The sequence below is a fragment of the Bombella sp. ESL0385 genome, from assembly GCF_009725755.1.
Taxonomy (GTDB): Bacteria; Pseudomonadota; Alphaproteobacteria; order Acetobacterales; family Acetobacteraceae; genus Bombella; species Bombella pollinis.
Map to the genome: position 1 here is coordinate 1 of NZ_WNIJ01000002.1, position 17,199 is coordinate 17,199.

Here is a 17,199-nt window from a genome sequence, read left to right on the forward strand (position 1 = left end):
ATCCCTTCCAGTCTCTACTTATTAACCAATATTCAATTCTCAATGACCACCCAAACAACCCCAGAACTCCCGCCCCAGCGCCGCCGGTAGAGCGCCTTATACCCACACCACAAAACCCACGCAACCCCAAAAAATAGGAAAACTACAAAAAAATTAAAAATCAGGTGTGGAAGGGAGCAGTTCACCGCCATGACGGAAGGGACAAACCCTGATAGCAAGGCCGGTTTGGTCGTCCGTTTCAACCATTAATCCGGCAACTGTGGCTTTGCCAGTGGCTGGTTGAAAGCGGTCTGTTGGGACTTTCTTCAACATTTTACGGATGGCATTTTCTTTTTCCATCCCGATGACGCTGTCATAATCCCCGCACATGCCTGCATCAGTTTGATAGGCCGTGCCACCTTTTAAAATACGATGATCGGCGGTGGGAATATGTGTGTGCGTTCCTACTATCAAGGAGAATCGGCCATCATAATGGTGACCAAAGACCATCTTCTCGCTTGTTGTTTCGGCATGAACATCCAAAATGGCAGCATGAACGGTTCCGCCAAGGCGATGACGTGCGAGAATCGCATCTACAGCGCGGAAGGGATCATCCAGCGCATCCATAAAAATGCGCCCCATTACGTTAATGACCAAAACCTTCCGTCCACATGGCAGAGTTAACACGCAACCACCCTGCCCCGGTGTACCCTCTGGATAATTTGCAGGGCGCACAACTGTGGGAAGCTGGTCTAATTGACCGATTAAATCCTTACGGTCCCACGCATGATTGCCTAATGTGATGACATCAACGCCGCCATCCAGAAGGTCACGCGCAATTTGGGGGGATAGCCCAAAGCCGTGGGAGGCATTTTCAGCATTCGCAATCACGGCATCAAGAGATAGCTGCTCTCGCCAATCCTTCAAACCAGCTAGGACAGCATCACGCCCACTACGACCAACAATATCGCCTAAAAATAAAAGTCTCAAAACATGTCCTTCATGCTGGCTGTCTGGATGATTTCAGAGTCTGTTACGATCATGGGAAGGGGCTGATCATGCTCATCCATCGGAATGTGCGCTTGCTCTTGTTGAGAAAGACCGTACCCTATCAAGCGCGCTTGCGGGTAGAGCGGTAGGGTGCGGTCATAATAACCGCCGCCATAACCAAGCCGCCCCCCTGCTCTATCAAAAGCGACAAGCGGAACGAGTATGACATCCGGCTTACATCGCCGCCCTGTGGGAAAGGACGTGCCAAAACGGCCTCGCCTCATGCGCGTTGTTTCTGTCCAACAGCGGAATATAAGAGGCTGCCCTTTAGGAGGGGTGTGTGGGAGGGCGACCTGATACCCCGCGCGCGCAAGCTGTTTACAAAGGGGGCGCAAATCCACCTCCCCGGGTAAGGGCCATACGGTAGCCACTATGTTTGGTTTTATAGACTGCAAAAGCACTGCAAGACGCGCGATAAGCTGACGATTTTGCCGTGGTGTGACAAATGGTCTATCGGCAAGACAGGCCTGCCGAATACGCTGTTTTTGTGCGGAAGATGTAATGCTATCGGGCATAAGCTTGTTCCGTGAAGCCACCTTAGCCGTTGGTCTCATCAGCCCTCCCGGACCTGCTAGGGCAGGTGGGCACCGGTAATAACGTGACCACAGCCACGACAGAGCCAGTTCCCTTGGAAGTGCTTATCGGCCCAGAGGTTGATCGTGCCTGACGCGCTAGGCAGCTTCGTCCCCCATATTGCACTCCTGAGCCGAGATAACAAGGGCGCACCTTAGCTGTGAGGATTAGCCGTTGTTGTAGCAGCAGTTATGCTCTCTTGTGAGGATGTTTTAAGATGCCCCTCTACCCGTTGGAGCAAATTACTTGCTGTAGCGGCAGCATCGGCCAATCGGTCTGACATATGCCGATGAGCTGCTTCTAACTGCTGGCTGCGCGCAAGAGCAGCTTTTTCCTCCGCGGTCATGCGCTTACCTTGTGCCTCATAAAGCTCATCTGCCAGTAATAAAGAAACGAGAAAAAGGGCTTCCTTATCCCCACGCGGTGCCAAGGTCTTACGCACATCCTCCAACCGTTGGCTGATTGATGCGGCGAGGGTTTTAAGATGGCCCTCCTCCCCATCCTGACAGCCAACGATATAGCTTACACCCCCTACTGAAAGTGTTACTTGGGCCATAATGTTACTCCTTCTCTTGCGCACCCATAGGATGAGGGAGGTTATCAGCTGCGAGGACTGCACGCAGTTGGGCTTCCAGACGCTCAATCCGCTTTAATAGCATGCCGCATTTCTCCTCCTGCCGTGTGCGTTCTGCCTCGGCTTGGATTTCCTGCTGTTCCAAGGCGAAGCCAAGCTGAACTAACGCCATCTCCAGCTGTTCAAGGTCAGGATTTTTCTGCATAATGGCTGGTAAAGTCTCCTCTGACACTGATACGCTCCCCCTTGTAAGTACGGCTTTTAAAGATATAATCGCCTTCCATGTAAGAATAACATGACTGATCCTCACAGCACGTCAAGCATCTTTGCTGCTTTTCCACGTCCCTTTCTCACAATCGGCACGCGTCCTCTCTTGCTAGAGATATGCCATCAACGTGGTTCGCGCCCTTTTACCATCCTCTCCCCAGCCTATGCCGGGGCGAGTTTGGGATTGCCTTGGTGGTTGCAGCTTATCACCGACATAGAACACCCCTCCATCTTAGATTGTGGAGCCAACGCCGCCTTGGCCTTAGAGGCCTTACATCGCGGCATAGATGGCGTTATCTGCCGGGACTTTCGCGCCACTATCCCCAAAGCAATGGAAGGACGGCTTGCCTCTATCCGGCCATCTGTAATGCAGCACTGGCAAAATACGCTATAATCTGTCACATCTAATCTATTATGACCGCACCTGACCTCTACCCCATATTGCCCTCGCTCCAACTATTGACGGAGCTTCAAGACCGGCTGCCTCCTATTTTAGAAATGGAGAGCGTAACGGCTTTGCGTTTATGTTTTGATAGAACCTTAAAACACAGCCTGTTAGACTCCCTTCGTCAAATGGTGTGGAGCTATAATGTAGCTCTCATCCTTGCACCATCTGACCTTGGATTACTTTGCGATATTCCCCTTACAGAGATTGATGGGCTGCATCTCTCCCGTCCTGCAGAGGTAAAGACCCTTATTAATCGCAAGGATAAACCCAAAAACTTGCAATTAGGATGTTCATGCCTCACATTAGATGATGCAATGAGTGCTGGGGAGCAAGGTGCAGATTATATCAGCCTCCCCGCTACGGCCCTAACAGCCATTACGCAATGGAGCCTCTTTGCGGAACTCCCCATTGTAGCAGAGCATATTACAGCCGTGGAGGACGGGGCAGCAGCGGCCAAAGCAGGAGCGGATTTTCTAGCAATTCCACTGCATAATGCAGAGGACATCACCACCCGTTTTGTCGAGATAAAAGAGGCTCTCTCTTAAAAAGAGCCTCCCACCTCCCTCACCGATGCGGCAATACTGAATCAATCACAAGCAACATGCCGTTCGCTTGCTTATATTCGCTCCCCTTCAACATCGCAGAACCATTACGCCCGATGACTTGAATACGCCCATCAGGCAAGGGCTTAAAGAGCAGGTCATAATCCGGGCCCGAGAGGGTTTTAACGCGCACTGTTCCATCCTGTGATCGAGCAGCCCGGCGGCGGATTTTCTTGACATCCCACGACCCTTTAATGATTGTCTGGCCAATCAGCTCGCGGACATAAGTATGGCGTGGACCCTCTGCAAGAGGAGCGACTTGAACGCGGTAATAGGCCTCAAACGGCTTATTAGGGATAGCAAGAACCGTATAATTATCCTCTCCCTCCAAATACTGCCAATAACCTGCCCGCTGTGTTACAACTGCATAATCGGCAAGCTCAATCGCGCTGGCTATATTATCGCTCAATGGGCGATCCTCATACGACATGACTGGCGGGACATGATACGCACTAACTGGGTTAGGTGGCTCATCAGGGCCAGCAGGTTTATATCGCTCATGGATGCTCTCCGCCTCTGGCAGGAAGGTCCCATGTGTAGAGGCTGAGACATCCAACGGGTCTTGGCGGTCGGGCTTATCGCTACAGCCTGCTACAGCGCATAATGCTACAAAAGAGCCAATCAATAACGGTGTTTTACACCGTAGAATCCGGCGCATGCTCAACATCCACCCCCATGCATTTTCCACCCCACAACCTGATCAGACACAAGCTCGAAGGTGGTCTGGCAACTGCTGCTATAATAGCTGGGGGGGATTTCCACACCACCCCAGCCGCCATAGCCGTACCCATAGCCGCCACCCCAGCCCCAATCCCAACCGCCTGTACCGGGGGAATATTGGGTTGTTGTCTCGATATAAGATAAGAAATTATGGCCCTGTGTTTGGTAGCCACGGCTTGGCACGCCAAAACGGCGAATCACATCAACCGAGCTTTGCCCAATCATAGCATTCAACACTTTTGGCCGCTGAATCTCAGGGGTACTACAGGCGGCCAATAAAAGCCCTGCCCCTAAAACAACCAACATCCCCCTATAAAGCTTCATAATGCCCCCTACCCATCACATAATCATCATCACATAACATGCATTACTTAACAGCTTAGCCAAAGAATCGCCTCAAGACGAGGGGCCCCGGTTGCCAACATCACGAGCCGGTCAAACCCTAAGGCGATGCCTGATGTCGGCGGCATATCAGCAAGGGCCGCAAGGAAAGCCTCATCTAACGGCCAATCTTGCTCTGGCGTAAGGGCTAAACGCCGCGTGCGGTCGGCTTCAAAACGCGCTCGTTGTTCGTGAGGGTCGGTTAATTCCTCAAACGCATTGGCTAATTCCATCCCACCAGCATAAAGCTCAAAGCGCAAAGCCACGCGTGGGTCTGCCACGTCCCGCTTAGCAAGGGCGGCTTGTGCGATAGGCCAATGGGTTAGGAAGGTAGGCCGCTCCCGCCCAATAACAGGCTCGATTCTTTCTAACAAAAGGCGGAAGAAAAGATCCTCCCACGTTTCACCCTCTCGTAACGTCACGCCAGCATCATGCGCTAAATGGGCAGCATCATCAGCCGTGGCTAACACATCCACCCCCACATAACGGGCAAAAGCCTCCTGCATGGTGAGACGCTCAAAAGGCTGGGTGAGGTCTAACACCCCATCTTTATAGGGAAGATGGGGCGGCAAAACTGCACGTAAGAGCTGCTCCGTTTCATCCATCAAAGCCGATAAGCCCGCCCCGGGATGATACCATTCTAGCATGGTAAATTCCGGCATATGCGTGGCACTGCGCTCCCCATTGCGCCACACACGCGCAAGCTGAAACAAAGGCTGCCCCGTGGCAGCGACAAGGCGTTTCATCGCGAATTCGGGACTCGTGTGAAGGTAGCGTGGCTCCGCTGTGCTATCTGGATGCTCCAACAAGCTGCGGAAACAGCGTAGATGCACCTCCTCCCCCGGCGTTGGGACAAGGTAAGGGGTTTCCACCTCCCAATAGCCACGTCCCTCAAAAAAGGCACGAACAGCACGAACCATCTGGGACCGCCGCTGTAAAAAGGGCAGACGCTCTCTAATCTGGGCAGTGCTTTGCCCCATGATACCCCCTCTTATTATGAGATGATTGCCTTGCTCCCATCTTGCCGGAATCCATCCGCCTTCGCTAGAGCAACATTATGCCTGACCCTACCACCCCCTCAGATAAAACACTCCGCAGCCCACATGCTTTGCTAGAAGCAGGCTTAATTACAGCTGCCCAAAAAGAGGGGCTGGAAGCTGTGGCGCATCATTATGCAACAGCGATTCCTCCTGCATTCCAACAGCTCATCCAAGGCCCTGATGACCCGATTGCTCGGCAAGTCATCCCCGATAAGCGGGAATTGCAAACCCAGCCTCATGAGCAAGCTGACCCGATTGGGGATGATGCCCTCTCCCCCGTGCCGGGTATTGTGCACCGTTATGAGGACCGAGCGTTGCTCAAGCCTTTGCTCATTTGCCCTCTTTATTGTCGCTTCTGCTTCCGGCGAGAGCATGTTGGCCCCGATGGTGGGTTGTTAAGCGATTCCGAGTTAGAAGCGGCGTTCCGCTGGATTGAGGAACATCCTGCCATTCGTGAAATCATCCTCACCGGGGGGGACCCGCTCATGCTCTCCCCGCGCCGGATGACGCATATTATTCAGCGGCTTTCTAACATCAAGCATATAGAGATTATACGGCTCCATAGCCGTGTTCCCGTGGCCGCGCCGGAGCGTATTACCCCCGCTTTGTTGGATGCGTTAGAGACAGACCGCGCCTTATGGGTAGTCATCCATGCTAATCATGAACGTGAGATAACAAAGCAGGCTCGCCACGCTATTCGGCACATATTAGGGCGGGCCATCCCTGTACTATCCCAATCGGTTTTGCTGCGTGGGGTGAATGATACTGAAGAGGCTTTAGAAGGATTGCTCCGGGCCTTAATTGCTGCGCGTGTAAAGCCTTATTATCTGCATCATCTCGATTCTGCCCCCGGTACGGCCCATTTCCATGTCCCTGTTGAGGAAGGACGCGCTTTGCTTGAACGACTCAGGGGCCGCGTCTCTGGGTTAGTATGGCCGACTTATGTGGTGGATATTCCCGGAGGAAAAGGGAAGGTTCCCTTAGGGCCGGATTACCTCATCCCCACTGCCCCAGACCATCACCCTCATGCACGTGGGGTGGATGGAAAACAATATCCCTTCACCTAAAACCCTTGCCCCGCCCCATCGGCACGGCTAGAAGTCATCACGACACGACTTGATCTTTTGCATGCACATCAGGAGCTGACATGAAACAGCAAGCCAACCTCATCCGGGCCGGGCAGGTCATTGAACATAATGGCCGCCGTTGGACCGTCCTTAAACAGCAGATTCTAACACCGGGTAAAGGTGGTGCCTTTATTCAGGTTGAGATGCGCGACCTTGCCAGTGGCAATAAGAGCAACGAGCGTTGGCGCACCGCTGATACAGTCGAGCGTCTGATTACAGAAGATAACGACTACATCTATTCCTACATGGATGGCGATAACATCGTCCTGATGGACCCAGAGACCTTTGAGCAAACCATGCTGCCAAAGGATATTTTGGGTGACCAGCTTCCCTTCTTGCAAGATAACATGACCATCAGCGTCAAGCTGGTAGAAGGCGACCCGGTGGCTGTAACACTTCCGCCGCAAGTCACGTTGGAAATTGCCGAGGCTGACCCTGTTGTAAAAGGCCAGACGGCAAGCTCCTCCTACAAGCCGGCTATGCTCTCCAACGGTGTGAAGGTCATGGTTCCGCCTTTCATCGAAGCGGGTGAGCGCATTGTTGTGCGTACAGAAGATGCCACTTACGTTGAGCGTGCCAAGGACTAATCATGCGCCTCTCTCCCCATATGGCCGTCATGCAGAATGCTGCACAAAAGGCTGCGCGTTCTCTCCTGCGTGACTTCACCGAGGTTGAACAACTTCAGGTTAGCATTAAAGGGCCGGGGGACTTTGTCTCCCAAGCCGATATGCGCGCTGAAAAGACCATCCGTGAAGAGCTGGCCCGCGCTCGCCCCGGCTATGCCTTCCTCATGGAAGAAAGCGGGGCCTCAGGTGGTGAGAACTGGACATGGCGTTGGATTGTTGACCCGTTAGATGGGACAACAAACTTCCTCCACGGGATTCCGCATTGGGCGATTTCCATCGCACTGCAACGCCGCCATCCCAATGGGGAGGTCGAGCTTGTGGCTGCTGTGGTCTATAACCCGGCCTCTCATGAGATGTTCTGGGCGGAAAAAGGCATTGGGGCGTATCTCAATGAGCGGCGCATCCGTGTCTCTGCGCGGCGCAAACTGGCTGAGGCTGTGTTCGCTACGGGGATTCCCTTTGCCAAAGTCCCTGCTCATCATCGGTTGCCTTTTGGCCGTGTTCTGAGCAGCCTTATGCCAAAGGTAGCGGGCATCCGCCGTTGTGGAGCCGCGGCGTTGGACCTCGCTTGGCTCGCCGCAGGCCGCTATGAGGGCTATTGGGAGTTGGGACTAAAGCCATGGGACTGCGCGGCGGGGCTTTTACTCGTCCGTGAAGCGGGTGGCCACGCAACTGATGACCAAGGGCGTGACCTCGGTGCACTTGATGATGATGTGAATGTTGTGGCAGGGAACCAACACTTCCACGCACCCCTGCGGGAATTGGTCCATAACGCTATTACACAATCCTAACCCGCTCGTGCTGTATATAGGAGCGCGTATTCTGCTTCTGCATCTCTATAAAGATTGCAGGATGCCGCTCCCCCGCATAAGATGGCGTTGATATGATAAATAGGCTGGCTTTCCTTCCCATTCTCTTATGCGCACTCCTCCTTTTAGGAAGGGGCTTCCCTATGGCGTGGGCGCAAGTTTCGACCAATATGGACGCTTTGCCCTCAGCAGCGGTGTCCTCATCTCATCATGCACCGGTTGGCCATAAACAACGCAAAGTGGCGCATGCTCAAAACACAACCAGTTCCCAGCCGCCTGCAAAAGCAAAAGCAACGCCAGCCCCTACACCAGCGGGCTATTCTCGTAAATTAGACATCCCCGCTAAAGCTCCAACACCTACAGTTATCACGCCACCCCCCTTCCCAGTTGCACTCCATCCGCCTGTTCCTGCGGCAACGGTCGTGCCTGCTGCCACAAGCCATAGCCATACAGAGCCTTTGCAGGGTGGGGCCTTGCGCGTGTTATTCGACCCTAATAGCGCAGATTTAAATGAGGAAACGATTGAAGCTGTCCGTCATTATGCCCAGAGCATGGCTCCCAAAACTGAGGTACGGTTTATCCTGCATAGCTATGCCAATGTGCCGGGCAACGATATTTCCATGCCACGCCGGTTGGCTCTCTCCCGCGCTTTAGCGATTCGTGGATTGCTTGTGCAGAATGGCATCGCAACAACGCGAATCTACCCTATTGCTCAAGGTCGCCCTACGGCAGATGATACAGCCCCAACCGAGCGGCTTGATATACGCCCTGAGAGCAACCCTCCTCCGGTAGAGACCCCTCTATCAGCCGACCAGCCCTCTAATGAGAAAACTCCAAAACCATGACGCATCCTACCCGCTATCTTGTTCGCATTTGTGTCTTTCTCCTCGTCATTATCGCTGTGGTCTTCGCCCTGCGCGATATATTGATTCATGCTTTTATGGTGAATCCGGGGCTAAACGGGGTCATTATCGCCATTCTCCTTTTAGGCATCGCTTGGAACCTCCATCTCACCTTGCGCCTTATCCCGGAGGTTCGCTGGGTTACAATTCTCCAACAGCCTCGTGAGGGGCTGCGTGTGCCAGAACCACCACTGCTTCTAGCCCCTATGGCACGCTTGCTCCGCGCACGGCGGGAGGAAAACCCCAAGCTGACCCTCTCTACCCACACAACCCGCGCTATGTTGGAGAGCCTTGAGGCCCGCATGGATGAAGGGCGCGATATCTCCCGCTATATTACGCAGCTTCTTGTATTTCTGGGGCTTTTAGGGACGTTCTATGGCTTAATCCTCACGGTGCGTTCTGTAGCGGATGTGATTAGTGCTATGCCCTCTGGCGGGGCAGACCTTGCAGGTATGTTCGATCATATCAAGATGGGCCTAACCAAGCCTCTCATGGGGATGTCCACCGCCTTTTCAGCATCGATGTTCGGATTAGCGGGATCGTTAATTCTCGGCTTTTTGGATCTTACCTCCGGCCAAGCGCAAAACCGTTTTGCTAATGAGATTGAGGAATGGTTGGCTGACCTGACATTTCTGGACACACCAGCCGAAAATACACCCAATGCCACGCAGAAAGACCCACAAACGGAGGACGCTATCCGTGCTGGTAATGTGGCTATCCTCCGTAAGCTGGATGAGCTAAACGCCACGCTACGCCATCTGCGCGAGCCAACACGCCAGCCTCTCGCCCCCTTAGAGGAGATGCTCTACGAGCTTGATGAGAATAATCAGGCGACTTTGCACATATTGCAAAACTTAAACAACAACATCAAACAACATCATGCAGAAGACCCCTCTATGACACATCTTGTCCAAGAGATGGGGCAGAAACTAACCAGCCTGCGCAGCGATATTGCTCATTTATTCCAGCGGGATCATAAAACGCGCTCCACCCAGCGTAGGGAAGATTAAGCCATGGCCCGCCGCAGACGTCACCTTGGTGCCATCAACGCATGGCCGGGCTATGTGGATGCTCTGTCCTCGTTATTGATGGTCGTCACATTTGTTTTGCTCGTCTTTATTTTGGGGCAAGAGTTCCTCTCCGCCACGATTGCTCAAAAAGAGCGTAGTTTGGATAGCCTCCGCCAAGACCTTACTAAATTGAGCCAGATGCTCTCTCTTAGTGAAGGGAAAGTCCAAACCCTCAATAAAACGAGCCAAGAGCAAAAGCAGCTCATCGCAACACTCAATACCACATTGGATGAAAAACAACGTGCGCTGACTGCGATGGAGGAACATTCTCATGTTGTAGAAGGAGCACAGCTTGGCAGTATTGCCGCTCTTTCCTCCCAAGTGGCAGAGTTGACACATCAACTCCAAGCGATTGCGGCAGCGTTGGAAATAGAGAAAAAGAACGAGGCGGATAAAGATGCCCAACTTGCCGCTTTAGGACAGAAGCTCAATATTGCGTTGGCGAATAAGGTCAACCAATTACAACGCTATCGGTCAGTCTTTTTTGGGCGGTTGCGTGATCTTCTTAAAAACCAACCGGGCATTGAGATTGTGGGGGACCGTTTTGTCTTTCGCTCTGAAGTCCTCTTTCCTAGTGGCAGTGCTGAGCTGACACCAGCAGGGCGGCGGGAGATTCTGACCCTTGCCCATACATTCCGCGAGGTCGCCGCAACCATTCCTGCTGATATACCGTGGATTCTGCGCGTGGATGGCCATGCTGACCGCCAGCCAATTCATTCTACCTCTACCAGTAATTGGGAGCTTTCTGCCGCACGGGCTATTACGGTGGTGAAAACCTTAATCCTCAACGGAGTGGACGCACACCATATCGCAGCAACGGCTTTCTCTAACTATCAACCGTTGGACCATGGGAACAGTGCTGAAGCTCTAGCCCGTAATCGCCGGATTGAGTTCCGCCTCACAGACCGCTAACCCCTCCCTTTAATGCTGACAGAAGCCTCCAAATCACCTAATTAGGGCGTCATGACCGACACACCGCTTTCTCTCATTCGTAATTTTTCCATCATCGCGCATATCGACCACGGTAAATCTACCTTGGCGGACCGGCTTATTGAGGCATGTGGGGCTCTTACCGCACGCGAGATGAAGGGCCAAGTTCTTGATTCTATGGAGCTAGAGCAAGAGCGTGGCATTACCATCAAGGCCCAGACCGTCCGGCTGACATACCCGGCAAAGGATGGCAATGTTTACGTCCTCAACCTCATGGACACACCCGGCCATGTGGATTTTGCTTATGAGGTCAGCCGCTCTTTAGCGGCATGTGAAGGCTCGCTTTTGGTGGTTGATGCCTCCCAAGGGGTGGAGGCACAAACACTCGCCAATGTGTATCAAGCCATTGATGCTAACCATGAGATTGTCCCCGTCCTCAATAAGATTGACCTCCCCGCGGCGGAGCCAGAGCGTGTGCGCGCCCAGATTGAAGAAGTTGTCGGCATCCCCGCTGATGATGCTGTGGAGATTAGTGCCAAAACAGGCTTGAATATTGAGGGCGTTTTGGAGGCCCTCGTCCAACGTCTGCCTGCCCCTAAAGGCGATGCAGAAGCCCCTTTACAAGGGCTATTGGTGGATAGTTGGTATGATAGCTATCTCGGTGTGATTATCCTCGTGCGGATTAAGGAAGGGCGGCTGAAACGCGGCGATAAAATCCGCATGATGCAAACGGGGGCCACCTATCATGTGGACCAGGTTGGTGTGTTCCTCCCCAAAATGAAGCCTGTGGACTCCTTAGGGCCGGGGGAGATGGGCTACATCAATGCCGCGATTAAGACTGTGGCAGATTGTAATGTCGGCGATACCATCACGCTCGATAACCGCCCAGCAGAAAAAGCCCTCCCCGGCTTTAAGCCCTCCATCCCCGTTGTATGGTGTGGACTCTTCCCTGTCGATGCGGATGATTTTGATAAGCTACGCACAAGCTTGGGTAAGTTGCGCCTTAATGATGCGTCCTTCCATTTTGAGGCAGAGACTTCGGCCGCTTTGGGGTTTGGCTTCCGTTGCGGGTTCCTCGGTTTGCTGCATTTGGAGATTATCCAAGAACGTCTCTCGCGTGAGTTTAATCTCGACCTCATCGCAACAGCCCCCTCTGTTGTTTATAAAATGCACATGAATGATGGCTCTGTCGAAGAGCTGCATAACCCCGCTGATATGCCGGAAATCAGCAAGATTGATTATATTGAGGAACCGTGGATTAAGGCCTCTATTCTCGTTCGTGATGAATATTTAGGCTCTGTCCTCACCCTCTGTACCGAGCGGCGCGGTGTGCAAATAGACCTCACCTATGTGGGGGACCGAGCAATGGCGGTGTATCGTCTACCGCTCAATGAGGTAGTGTTTGATTTTTATGACCGGTTGAAGTCCCTCACACGCGGTTATGCCTCTTTTGAATATCAAATGGATGGGTATGAGGAGAGCGACCTCGTCCGCATTTCCATCCTTGTTAATCATGAGCCCGTTGATGCGCTCTCCTTCATCGCCCATCGCACAGTGGCGGAATCCCGTGGCCGCGCTATTTGTGCGAAATTGAAGGACCTCATCCCCCGCCAACTCTTTAAAATCGCCATCCAAGCCTCTATTGGCTCTAAGGTTATTGCGCGTGAGACTTTGGGGGCATTGTCTAAAGACGTAACGGCTAAATGTTATGGCGGTGATATTTCCCGTAAGCGCAAATTATTAGAGAAGCAAAAGGAAGGGAAAAAACGTATGCGGCAATTCGGGAAGGTCGAAATCCCACAAAGTGCCTTCCTCGCTGCTTTGAAGATGGATTAGCCCATGCCCCGCACAGCCGCTCTCCTTTGCATCCATAATGAAGCGCATAGACTTCCTTGGTGGATGGCACATCACCTCGCATTAGGCTTTTCTGCCCTTTTAGTGTGTGATGACCATTCCACCGACGGTAGCCGAGAACTGCTCACACAAGCCGCACGCCATTATGATATCCGCATTATAGAGACAGACGCGCAGGATACTGACGCGCTACACCGCCGTGAGGCAGGGCTCAACAGCCTTATTCAACGCGAGCATGAACATTTTGATTGGATGCTCCCCCTCGCGATTGATGAATATTTCCTACCAACTCAAAGCACCCTCTCCGCCTTTTTTGCTGATATAGAACAGCATATGGGGGCGGAGGCGTTTCTCCAAACCGCATCCATCCCTATAAATTGGTGCATTATGGGACTTGGGAAATGGCATAACCAATCCTTAACAGGCCCTATTCCACATCCTCGTGCGCTCTTTACTACCCATGCGGCGGAGAATTTTACTGACCATCGTGTTACACGGGATTTTTTCCGCCCCACGGCTAATCAAACGCTCCCTAATCCTTTTGCACGGTTACAAACCCCACCGAATTGGTCCAAAGCGCGCATCCTCCATGATGCCGCAGCCAATAGCCACACCCCTCAGACCCGCCGTTATTTTGACCGCAACGAACATAGTTTCCCTCAAGGGCAACAACATCTCTCACAAAGTCTGACAATCGCAGCGCGCCTTATACAGGGTCTTATTGCGGGAGAGTGTTACGCCCTCCAAAACCAAGACGGGCTAAAAGCCTCTCACAACCCTTCGTCTAAAACTAAAACGCCACCTATGTTGGCCCGCTTTCAACTATGCTGTGGAGAGGCTGTGCTAGCCCTCCATACAAAGCAGCATGTTATTCGGCTCTATAACAAAGAAGAACTCCTTACCGAGACTGACCTCATACCGCTACAACTGCTTCAAAATCTAGATACCCCAAATATCGCATGGCTTTATGCAGATGCGCTCTCACCTCTGCCTTACATACCTGTTGCTGCACCGCATGCCCTTCATCCCTCCTCATTGCTGGCGTGCATAGCCTTAGAGCTAACACCACAAGGCGAAAATATGAGGCTGCGACTCCGCTCTACCGGGCAGGCATTATTGGGGGATTCCTCTCAGCACTTTACCTTAAAACCACTGCCTCAACCGCCCATGCCAGATAAGGTAGACTCCGCCTTCCAACATTTCCTTGCTTATGGGATGAGTGCCGCTGGGCTAAAAGCGGCCATTTATCATAGCCGCTGGCTCTCGCCTTCTGTCATTGGGGCGATTTATGCTCAACTTCCCGCGCAAGAGGCACGCAGCCTGTTCTCGCCATTAATGTATCGGCTTTTCCATAACGGGACACGCTCGTAACCTGACCCTACTGCGCTGGAGTGATGCCTGTGTTACGATCCCATCTTGATCGCTTTTTCCACATCACGCAGCGACACTCTACCATCTCGCGGGAGGTTATAGCCGGGCTAACTATTTTTGGCTCTATGGCGTATATTATGGCCGTCAATCCGGCTGTTCTCGCCGCGGCGGGGCTCGCCCGCCATGATATGGTCATGACAACCATTGCGGGGGCTGTGGCAGGGACGCTCATCATGGCTCTATGGGCACGACTTCCCTTAGCCCTCGCTCCGGCTATGAGCAGTAATGTCCTCTTTGCGCAAGTTATTGTTCAACAAGCGCATGTTAATCCTGCTACAGCCTTTACCATTGTTCTCTTTAGTGGGCTGTGCTTTACGCTCTTATCCATCACAAAATTACGCCTGACGATTATACATAGTTTTCCAACCAGTATTATATTGGGGATTCAAGTCGCTATTGGAGCTTTTATTGCACGAATTGGCTTAATTGAGGCCGGTATAGCCATTCCTTCCCCCAGCGGGCTTAGCTTTGCCTCACTTGCTCATCCTTCCGTCATCCTCGCTTTAATGGGGATTTTACTCTGCCTCCTCCTCCAATTATTACGCATTCCGGCGGGGTTACTCCTCACTATGGCGGGCCTTACCCTAATAGGGATGGTCGTCCCCGGTATGGATGGGCGCACATTGACCCACTTACCGCCCCATATATTAGACTGGCCCCATTACCCACGTCATCTTCTCTTTCCTTTTGATTTTAAAGATTTTTTCCAGCATTTAGGGTTGGTTCTACCCATTACACTATATGTCCTCCTGAGTGATTTCTTTGATGCTACAGGCACAATGCTCACTGTCACCCGTCATGCCGGGTTATCCGGCACAAAAGAACATCCAGATCTTGACCCACGCGCCTTTACTGCTGATGGAGCGGCAAGCGTTATAGGGGCCTTGTTAGGGACCTGCACCGTCTCTGCTTATTTGGAAAGCTTAACAGGGGCTGAGGCTGGCGGACGCACAGGTCTAAGTGCGCTCATTGTGGCTATTCTATTTGCTGCTTCTTGCGTATTCTGGCCACTCCTAACCGCTATCCCTGCCATAGCCACAGCCCCTGTACTTGTTTTTGTCGGCATCATGATGTTGAGCCATTTAAGAGACCTTCCCTCCGCCATGGAGGACGCATTTCCACCACTTTGTATGCTGCTTATCACCGTTGTAACGGGTAATTTTATGCTCTCTTTAGCCTGTGGGATGCTGCTTTACACCGCAACGGCCCTTATAAAAGGGAAGGCTCGTACGTTACCACCTATCATCTGGGGGCTGGATGGCGCGTTCTTGTGCTATATGGTTTTGCAAAGTCGTTTTTAACCTATCGTAAAATAAAACGCTCTTAAGTCTTGCCAAAGCCCCCCCATCACGCATTATCATGCCCGCATATATCAAACAGTCTGTGATCTTGCTAAACAACGAGGAACAGGGGTGGAAAAAATCTCCATATCCCTGTAATGGCCTGTAAGTTTCATGCTCTGAACCCTACTTGGATAGTCGTGCCCCGCTTTATGACATCTGCTAAACAAAACACTACACCGCTCCGTCAACTCTCCTTTGAGGCGGCCCTTGCCGAGCTTGAGCAGATTGTACGTGGGTTAGAAACAGGGCAGATGAAGTTGGAAGATGCCATCTCTGCTTATGAACGCGGTGCCGCCCTACGCCGCCATTGTGAAGAACGGCTTGCCGAGGCAGAAATGCGCGTTAAGGCCATCGTCCAGAAAGCGGATGGTTCCCTCTCTGAGGACAGTTTTGACCCTACAGAAAAACCAGCCGCCGCCCCTCGTAAGAAAAAGGCTGCCGCCCCCTCTCCTACATCACGGGATGACCATTGGGACTCTAAGGCTGGCCCAGATGATGAGATTCCCTTCTAATGATGCAGCCTATCTATACCACCATGCCCCACATCAAGGAGACCCCCCAATGACCGATAGCCACGCCCTCCCTCTCAAGGATGCTTTACGCTTGGCCTGTCGGGATATTGAGGCCAGCATTGATGCGCTCCTCCCTCCTGTGCCGGGTGATGAATCCTTGCTCATTGAGGCCATGCGCTATGCGGCCCTTAATGGGGGGAAACGCCTGAGGGGCTTCTTAGTATTAGAAACAGCCGCCCTTTTTGGGGCATCGCGTGAGGCAGCCTTGCGCGTTGCGGCCTCTGTAGAGTTCCTCCATGCTTATTCCCTCGTCCATGACGACCTCCCCGCCATGGATGATGATGACCTTCGCCGGGGCCAACCTTCTACACATAAAAAGTTTAATGAGGCGTTCGCGATCCTCGCTGGCGATGCTTTGCAGACTAGCGCGTTTGAGGTTCTTTTAGAGCCTGCTACCAGCCCAGACCCTGCCATCCGCGCTGACCTTGCCCTCGCCCTTGCGCGTGCCTCTGGCAGTGCTGGGATGGTTGGGGGCCAGGTCATTGATATTCGTGGGGAAGGCAAGGCCCTCCCGCTAGAGCAGGTCCAACGCCTCCATGCTATGAAGACCGGTGCACTCATCCGCTATTCTGCTGAGGCGGGAGCGATTTTAGCCGGTCTTGCTGCTAATGACCCACAGCGTAAGGCCATCATCCGCTATGGGGCGGATTTAGGGACAGCCTTCCAAGTCGCTGATGATATTCTTGATACCACCGCCAGCACGGAAGAACTTGGCAAAACCGCTGGCAAGGATGAAGATGCCTGCAAATCCAACTATGTGGCTTTGCTCGGCATTGAAGGGGCGCGTAAAGAAGCCCACCGCCTGAGCGAACAGGCCCGCCAGGCTCTCTCCTCCTTTGGCCCGCAAGCTGATACGCTCCGCGCCCTTGCCGCCTATTTTATCGAACGCAGGAATTAATCG

The 17,199-nt window shown here is 52.7% G+C and carries 19 protein-coding genes, 1 other RNA gene and 1 pseudogene; 13 read left to right on the plus strand and 8 right to left on the minus strand.

Features of this window, described 5'->3' with window-relative positions:
- Window positions 1-153 precede the first annotated feature (153 nt).
- From GM557_RS06270 to GM557_RS06290, 5 genes are all read right to left on the minus strand, one after another.
- Entirely contained in the window at window positions 154-969 is an 816-nt protein-coding gene (locus GM557_RS06270; protein WP_155573551.1) for a TIGR00282 family metallophosphoesterase, read from the minus strand.
- Complete coding sequence (locus GM557_RS06275) at window positions 966-1,544, minus strand: 5-formyltetrahydrofolate cyclo-ligase (protein WP_155573552.1); 579 nt, start codon at window positions 1,542-1,544, stop codon at window positions 966-968. Before GM557_RS06275 ends, GM557_RS06270 begins: the two co-directional genes overlap by 4 nt.
- A gap of 10 nt (window positions 1,545-1,554) precedes the next feature.
- Window positions 1,555-1,714: non-coding RNA, 6S RNA (ssrS, locus tag GM557_RS06280), on the minus strand.
- 42 nt (window positions 1,715-1,756) lie between these two features.
- Window positions 1,757-2,158, minus strand: coding sequence for a cell division protein ZapA (locus GM557_RS06285; protein ID WP_155573553.1), 402 nt, complete (start codon window positions 2,156-2,158; stop codon window positions 1,757-1,759).
- 4 nt (window positions 2,159-2,162) lie between these two features.
- Entirely contained in the window at window positions 2,163-2,408 is a 246-nt protein-coding gene (locus tag GM557_RS06290; RefSeq protein WP_155573554.1) for a hypothetical protein, read from the minus strand.
- A gap of 63 nt (window positions 2,409-2,471) precedes the next feature.
- Between GM557_RS06290 and GM557_RS06295 the strand changes: the two genes are divergently transcribed.
- Together GM557_RS06295 and GM557_RS06300 are read left to right on the plus strand one after the other, a co-directional pair.
- On the plus strand, window positions 2,472-2,837 hold the full coding sequence (locus tag GM557_RS06295; protein ID WP_155573555.1) for a hypothetical protein: 366 nt from the start codon (window positions 2,472-2,474) through the stop codon (window positions 2,835-2,837).
- 20 nt (window positions 2,838-2,857) lie between these two features.
- Window positions 2,858-3,436, plus strand: a complete 579-nt coding sequence (locus GM557_RS06300) for a thiamine phosphate synthase (RefSeq protein ID WP_155573556.1) — start codon at window positions 2,858-2,860, stop codon at window positions 3,434-3,436.
- Window positions 3,437-3,455: 19 nt separating this feature from the next.
- On the opposite strand, the gene GM557_RS06305 is transcribed toward GM557_RS06300, so the two are convergent.
- Genes GM557_RS06305 through epmA form a run of 3 tightly spaced genes read right to left on the minus strand, consistent with a single transcriptional unit; the run spans window position 3,456 to window position 5,574 of the window.
- Complete coding sequence (locus GM557_RS06305) at window positions 3,456-4,151, minus strand: hypothetical protein (RefSeq protein WP_155573557.1); 696 nt, start codon at window positions 4,149-4,151, stop codon at window positions 3,456-3,458.
- Window positions 4,152-4,153: 2 nt separating this feature from the next.
- Window positions 4,154-4,537: a hypothetical protein gene (locus GM557_RS06310; RefSeq protein ID WP_099026737.1), complete on the minus strand. Its 384-nt coding sequence runs from the start codon at window positions 4,535-4,537 to the stop codon at window positions 4,154-4,156.
- 47 nt (window positions 4,538-4,584) lie between these two features.
- A complete protein-coding gene (gene epmA / locus GM557_RS06315; protein ID WP_099026738.1) occupies window positions 4,585-5,574 on the minus strand; it encodes an EF-P lysine aminoacylase EpmA in 990 nt (329 codons plus the stop codon).
- A gap of 77 nt (window positions 5,575-5,651) precedes the next feature.
- On the opposite strand from epmA, the gene GM557_RS06320 reads away from it, so the two are divergent.
- The 11 genes and pseudogenes from GM557_RS06320 to GM557_RS06370 all read left to right on the plus strand — a co-directional run bounded on the left by GM557_RS06320 (window position 5,652) and on the right by GM557_RS06370 (window position 17,196).
- Window positions 5,652-6,701: a lysine-2,3-aminomutase-like protein gene (locus GM557_RS06320; RefSeq protein ID WP_155573558.1), complete on the plus strand. Its 1,050-nt coding sequence runs from the start codon at window positions 5,652-5,654 to the stop codon at window positions 6,699-6,701.
- An 80-nt stretch (window positions 6,702-6,781) separates the two neighbouring features.
- Window positions 6,782-7,348 carry an elongation factor P gene (gene efp, locus GM557_RS06325; RefSeq protein WP_099026740.1) on the plus strand — a complete coding sequence of 189 codons (567 nt, stop codon included), beginning with the start codon at window positions 6,782-6,784 and terminating at the stop codon, window positions 7,346-7,348.
- Window positions 7,349-7,350: 2 nt separating this feature from the next.
- Entirely contained in the window at window positions 7,351-8,178 is an 828-nt protein-coding gene (locus GM557_RS06330) for an inositol monophosphatase family protein (RefSeq protein WP_155573559.1), read from the plus strand.
- Between the two features lie 161 nt (window positions 8,179-8,339).
- Window positions 8,340-9,041 (plus strand): OmpA family protein, encoded by a 702-nt coding sequence (locus tag GM557_RS06335; RefSeq protein ID WP_196424614.1) that lies wholly within the window; start codon window positions 8,340-8,342, stop codon window positions 9,039-9,041.
- The gene (locus GM557_RS06340; RefSeq protein ID WP_155573561.1) at window positions 9,038-10,108 is read left to right on the plus strand and encodes a MotA/TolQ/ExbB proton channel family protein; all 1,071 of its coding nucleotides are present in this window, start codon (window positions 9,038-9,040) and stop codon (window positions 10,106-10,108) included. Before GM557_RS06335 ends, GM557_RS06340 begins: the two co-directional genes overlap by 4 nt.
- A 3-nt stretch (window positions 10,109-10,111) precedes the next feature.
- Complete coding sequence (locus GM557_RS06345) at window positions 10,112-11,080, plus strand: peptidoglycan -binding protein (protein ID WP_155573562.1); 969 nt, start codon at window positions 10,112-10,114, stop codon at window positions 11,078-11,080.
- A gap of 51 nt (window positions 11,081-11,131) precedes the next feature.
- Window positions 11,132-12,934, plus strand: coding sequence for a translation elongation factor 4 (gene lepA / locus GM557_RS06350; protein ID WP_099026745.1), 1,803 nt, complete (start codon window positions 11,132-11,134; stop codon window positions 12,932-12,934).
- 3 nt (window positions 12,935-12,937) lie between these two features.
- A complete protein-coding gene (locus GM557_RS06355) occupies window positions 12,938-14,323 on the plus strand; it encodes a glycosyltransferase family 2 protein (RefSeq protein ID WP_155573563.1) in 1,386 nt (461 codons plus the stop codon).
- Between the two features lie 23 nt (window positions 14,324-14,346).
- Entirely contained in the window at window positions 14,347-15,684 is a 1,338-nt protein-coding gene (locus tag GM557_RS06360; protein WP_155573564.1) for an NCS2 family permease, read from the plus strand.
- Window positions 15,685-15,875: 191 nt separating this feature from the next.
- Window positions 15,876-16,121 (plus strand): annotated as a pseudogene (locus GM557_RS08970) (exodeoxyribonuclease VII small subunit); the annotation flags it as partial.
- Window positions 16,122-16,287: 166 nt separating this feature from the next.
- The gene (locus GM557_RS06370) at window positions 16,288-17,196 is read left to right on the plus strand and encodes a polyprenyl synthetase family protein (protein WP_155573566.1); all 909 of its coding nucleotides are present in this window, start codon (window positions 16,288-16,290) and stop codon (window positions 17,194-17,196) included.
- Window positions 17,197-17,199: the final 3 nt, after the last annotated feature.

Excerpts from the sequence above, each read along its gene's own strand:
- GM557_RS06275 (WP_155573552.1), bottom strand. The coding sequence starts at position 1,544 with ATGCCCGATAGCATTACATCTTCCGCACAAAAACAGCGTATTCGGCAG.
- GM557_RS06285 (WP_155573553.1), bottom strand. The coding sequence starts at position 2,158 with ATGGCCCAAGTAACACTTTCAGTAGGGGGTGTAAGCTATATCGTTGGC.
- GM557_RS06295 (WP_155573555.1), top strand. The coding sequence starts at position 2,472 with ATGACTGATCCTCACAGCACGTCAAGCATCTTTGCTGCTTTTCCACGT.
- GM557_RS06300 (WP_155573556.1), top strand. The coding sequence starts at position 2,858 with ATGACCGCACCTGACCTCTACCCCATATTGCCCTCGCTCCAACTATTG.
- GM557_RS06305 (WP_155573557.1), bottom strand. The coding sequence starts at position 4,151 with ATGCGCCGGATTCTACGGTGTAAAACACCGTTATTGATTGGCTCTTTT.
- GM557_RS06310 (WP_099026737.1), bottom strand. The coding sequence starts at position 4,537 with ATGAAGCTTTATAGGGGGATGTTGGTTGTTTTAGGGGCAGGGCTTTTA.
- epmA (WP_099026738.1), bottom strand. The coding sequence starts at position 5,574 with ATGGGGCAAAGCACTGCCCAGATTAGAGAGCGTCTGCCCTTTTTACAG.
- GM557_RS06320 (WP_155573558.1), top strand. The coding sequence starts at position 5,652 with ATGCCTGACCCTACCACCCCCTCAGATAAAACACTCCGCAGCCCACAT.
- efp (WP_099026740.1), top strand. The coding sequence starts at position 6,782 with ATGAAACAGCAAGCCAACCTCATCCGGGCCGGGCAGGTCATTGAACAT.
- GM557_RS06330 (WP_155573559.1), top strand. The coding sequence starts at position 7,351 with ATGCGCCTCTCTCCCCATATGGCCGTCATGCAGAATGCTGCACAAAAG.
- GM557_RS06335 (WP_196424614.1), top strand. The coding sequence starts at position 8,340 with ATGGCGTGGGCGCAAGTTTCGACCAATATGGACGCTTTGCCCTCAGCA.
- GM557_RS06340 (WP_155573561.1), top strand. The coding sequence starts at position 9,038 with ATGACGCATCCTACCCGCTATCTTGTTCGCATTTGTGTCTTTCTCCTC.
- GM557_RS06345 (WP_155573562.1), top strand. The coding sequence starts at position 10,112 with ATGGCCCGCCGCAGACGTCACCTTGGTGCCATCAACGCATGGCCGGGC.
- lepA (WP_099026745.1), top strand. The coding sequence starts at position 11,132 with ATGACCGACACACCGCTTTCTCTCATTCGTAATTTTTCCATCATCGCG.
- GM557_RS06355 (WP_155573563.1), top strand. The coding sequence starts at position 12,938 with ATGCCCCGCACAGCCGCTCTCCTTTGCATCCATAATGAAGCGCATAGA.
- GM557_RS06360 (WP_155573564.1), top strand. The coding sequence starts at position 14,347 with ATGCCTGTGTTACGATCCCATCTTGATCGCTTTTTCCACATCACGCAG.
- GM557_RS06370 (WP_155573566.1), top strand. The coding sequence starts at position 16,288 with ATGACCGATAGCCACGCCCTCCCTCTCAAGGATGCTTTACGCTTGGCC.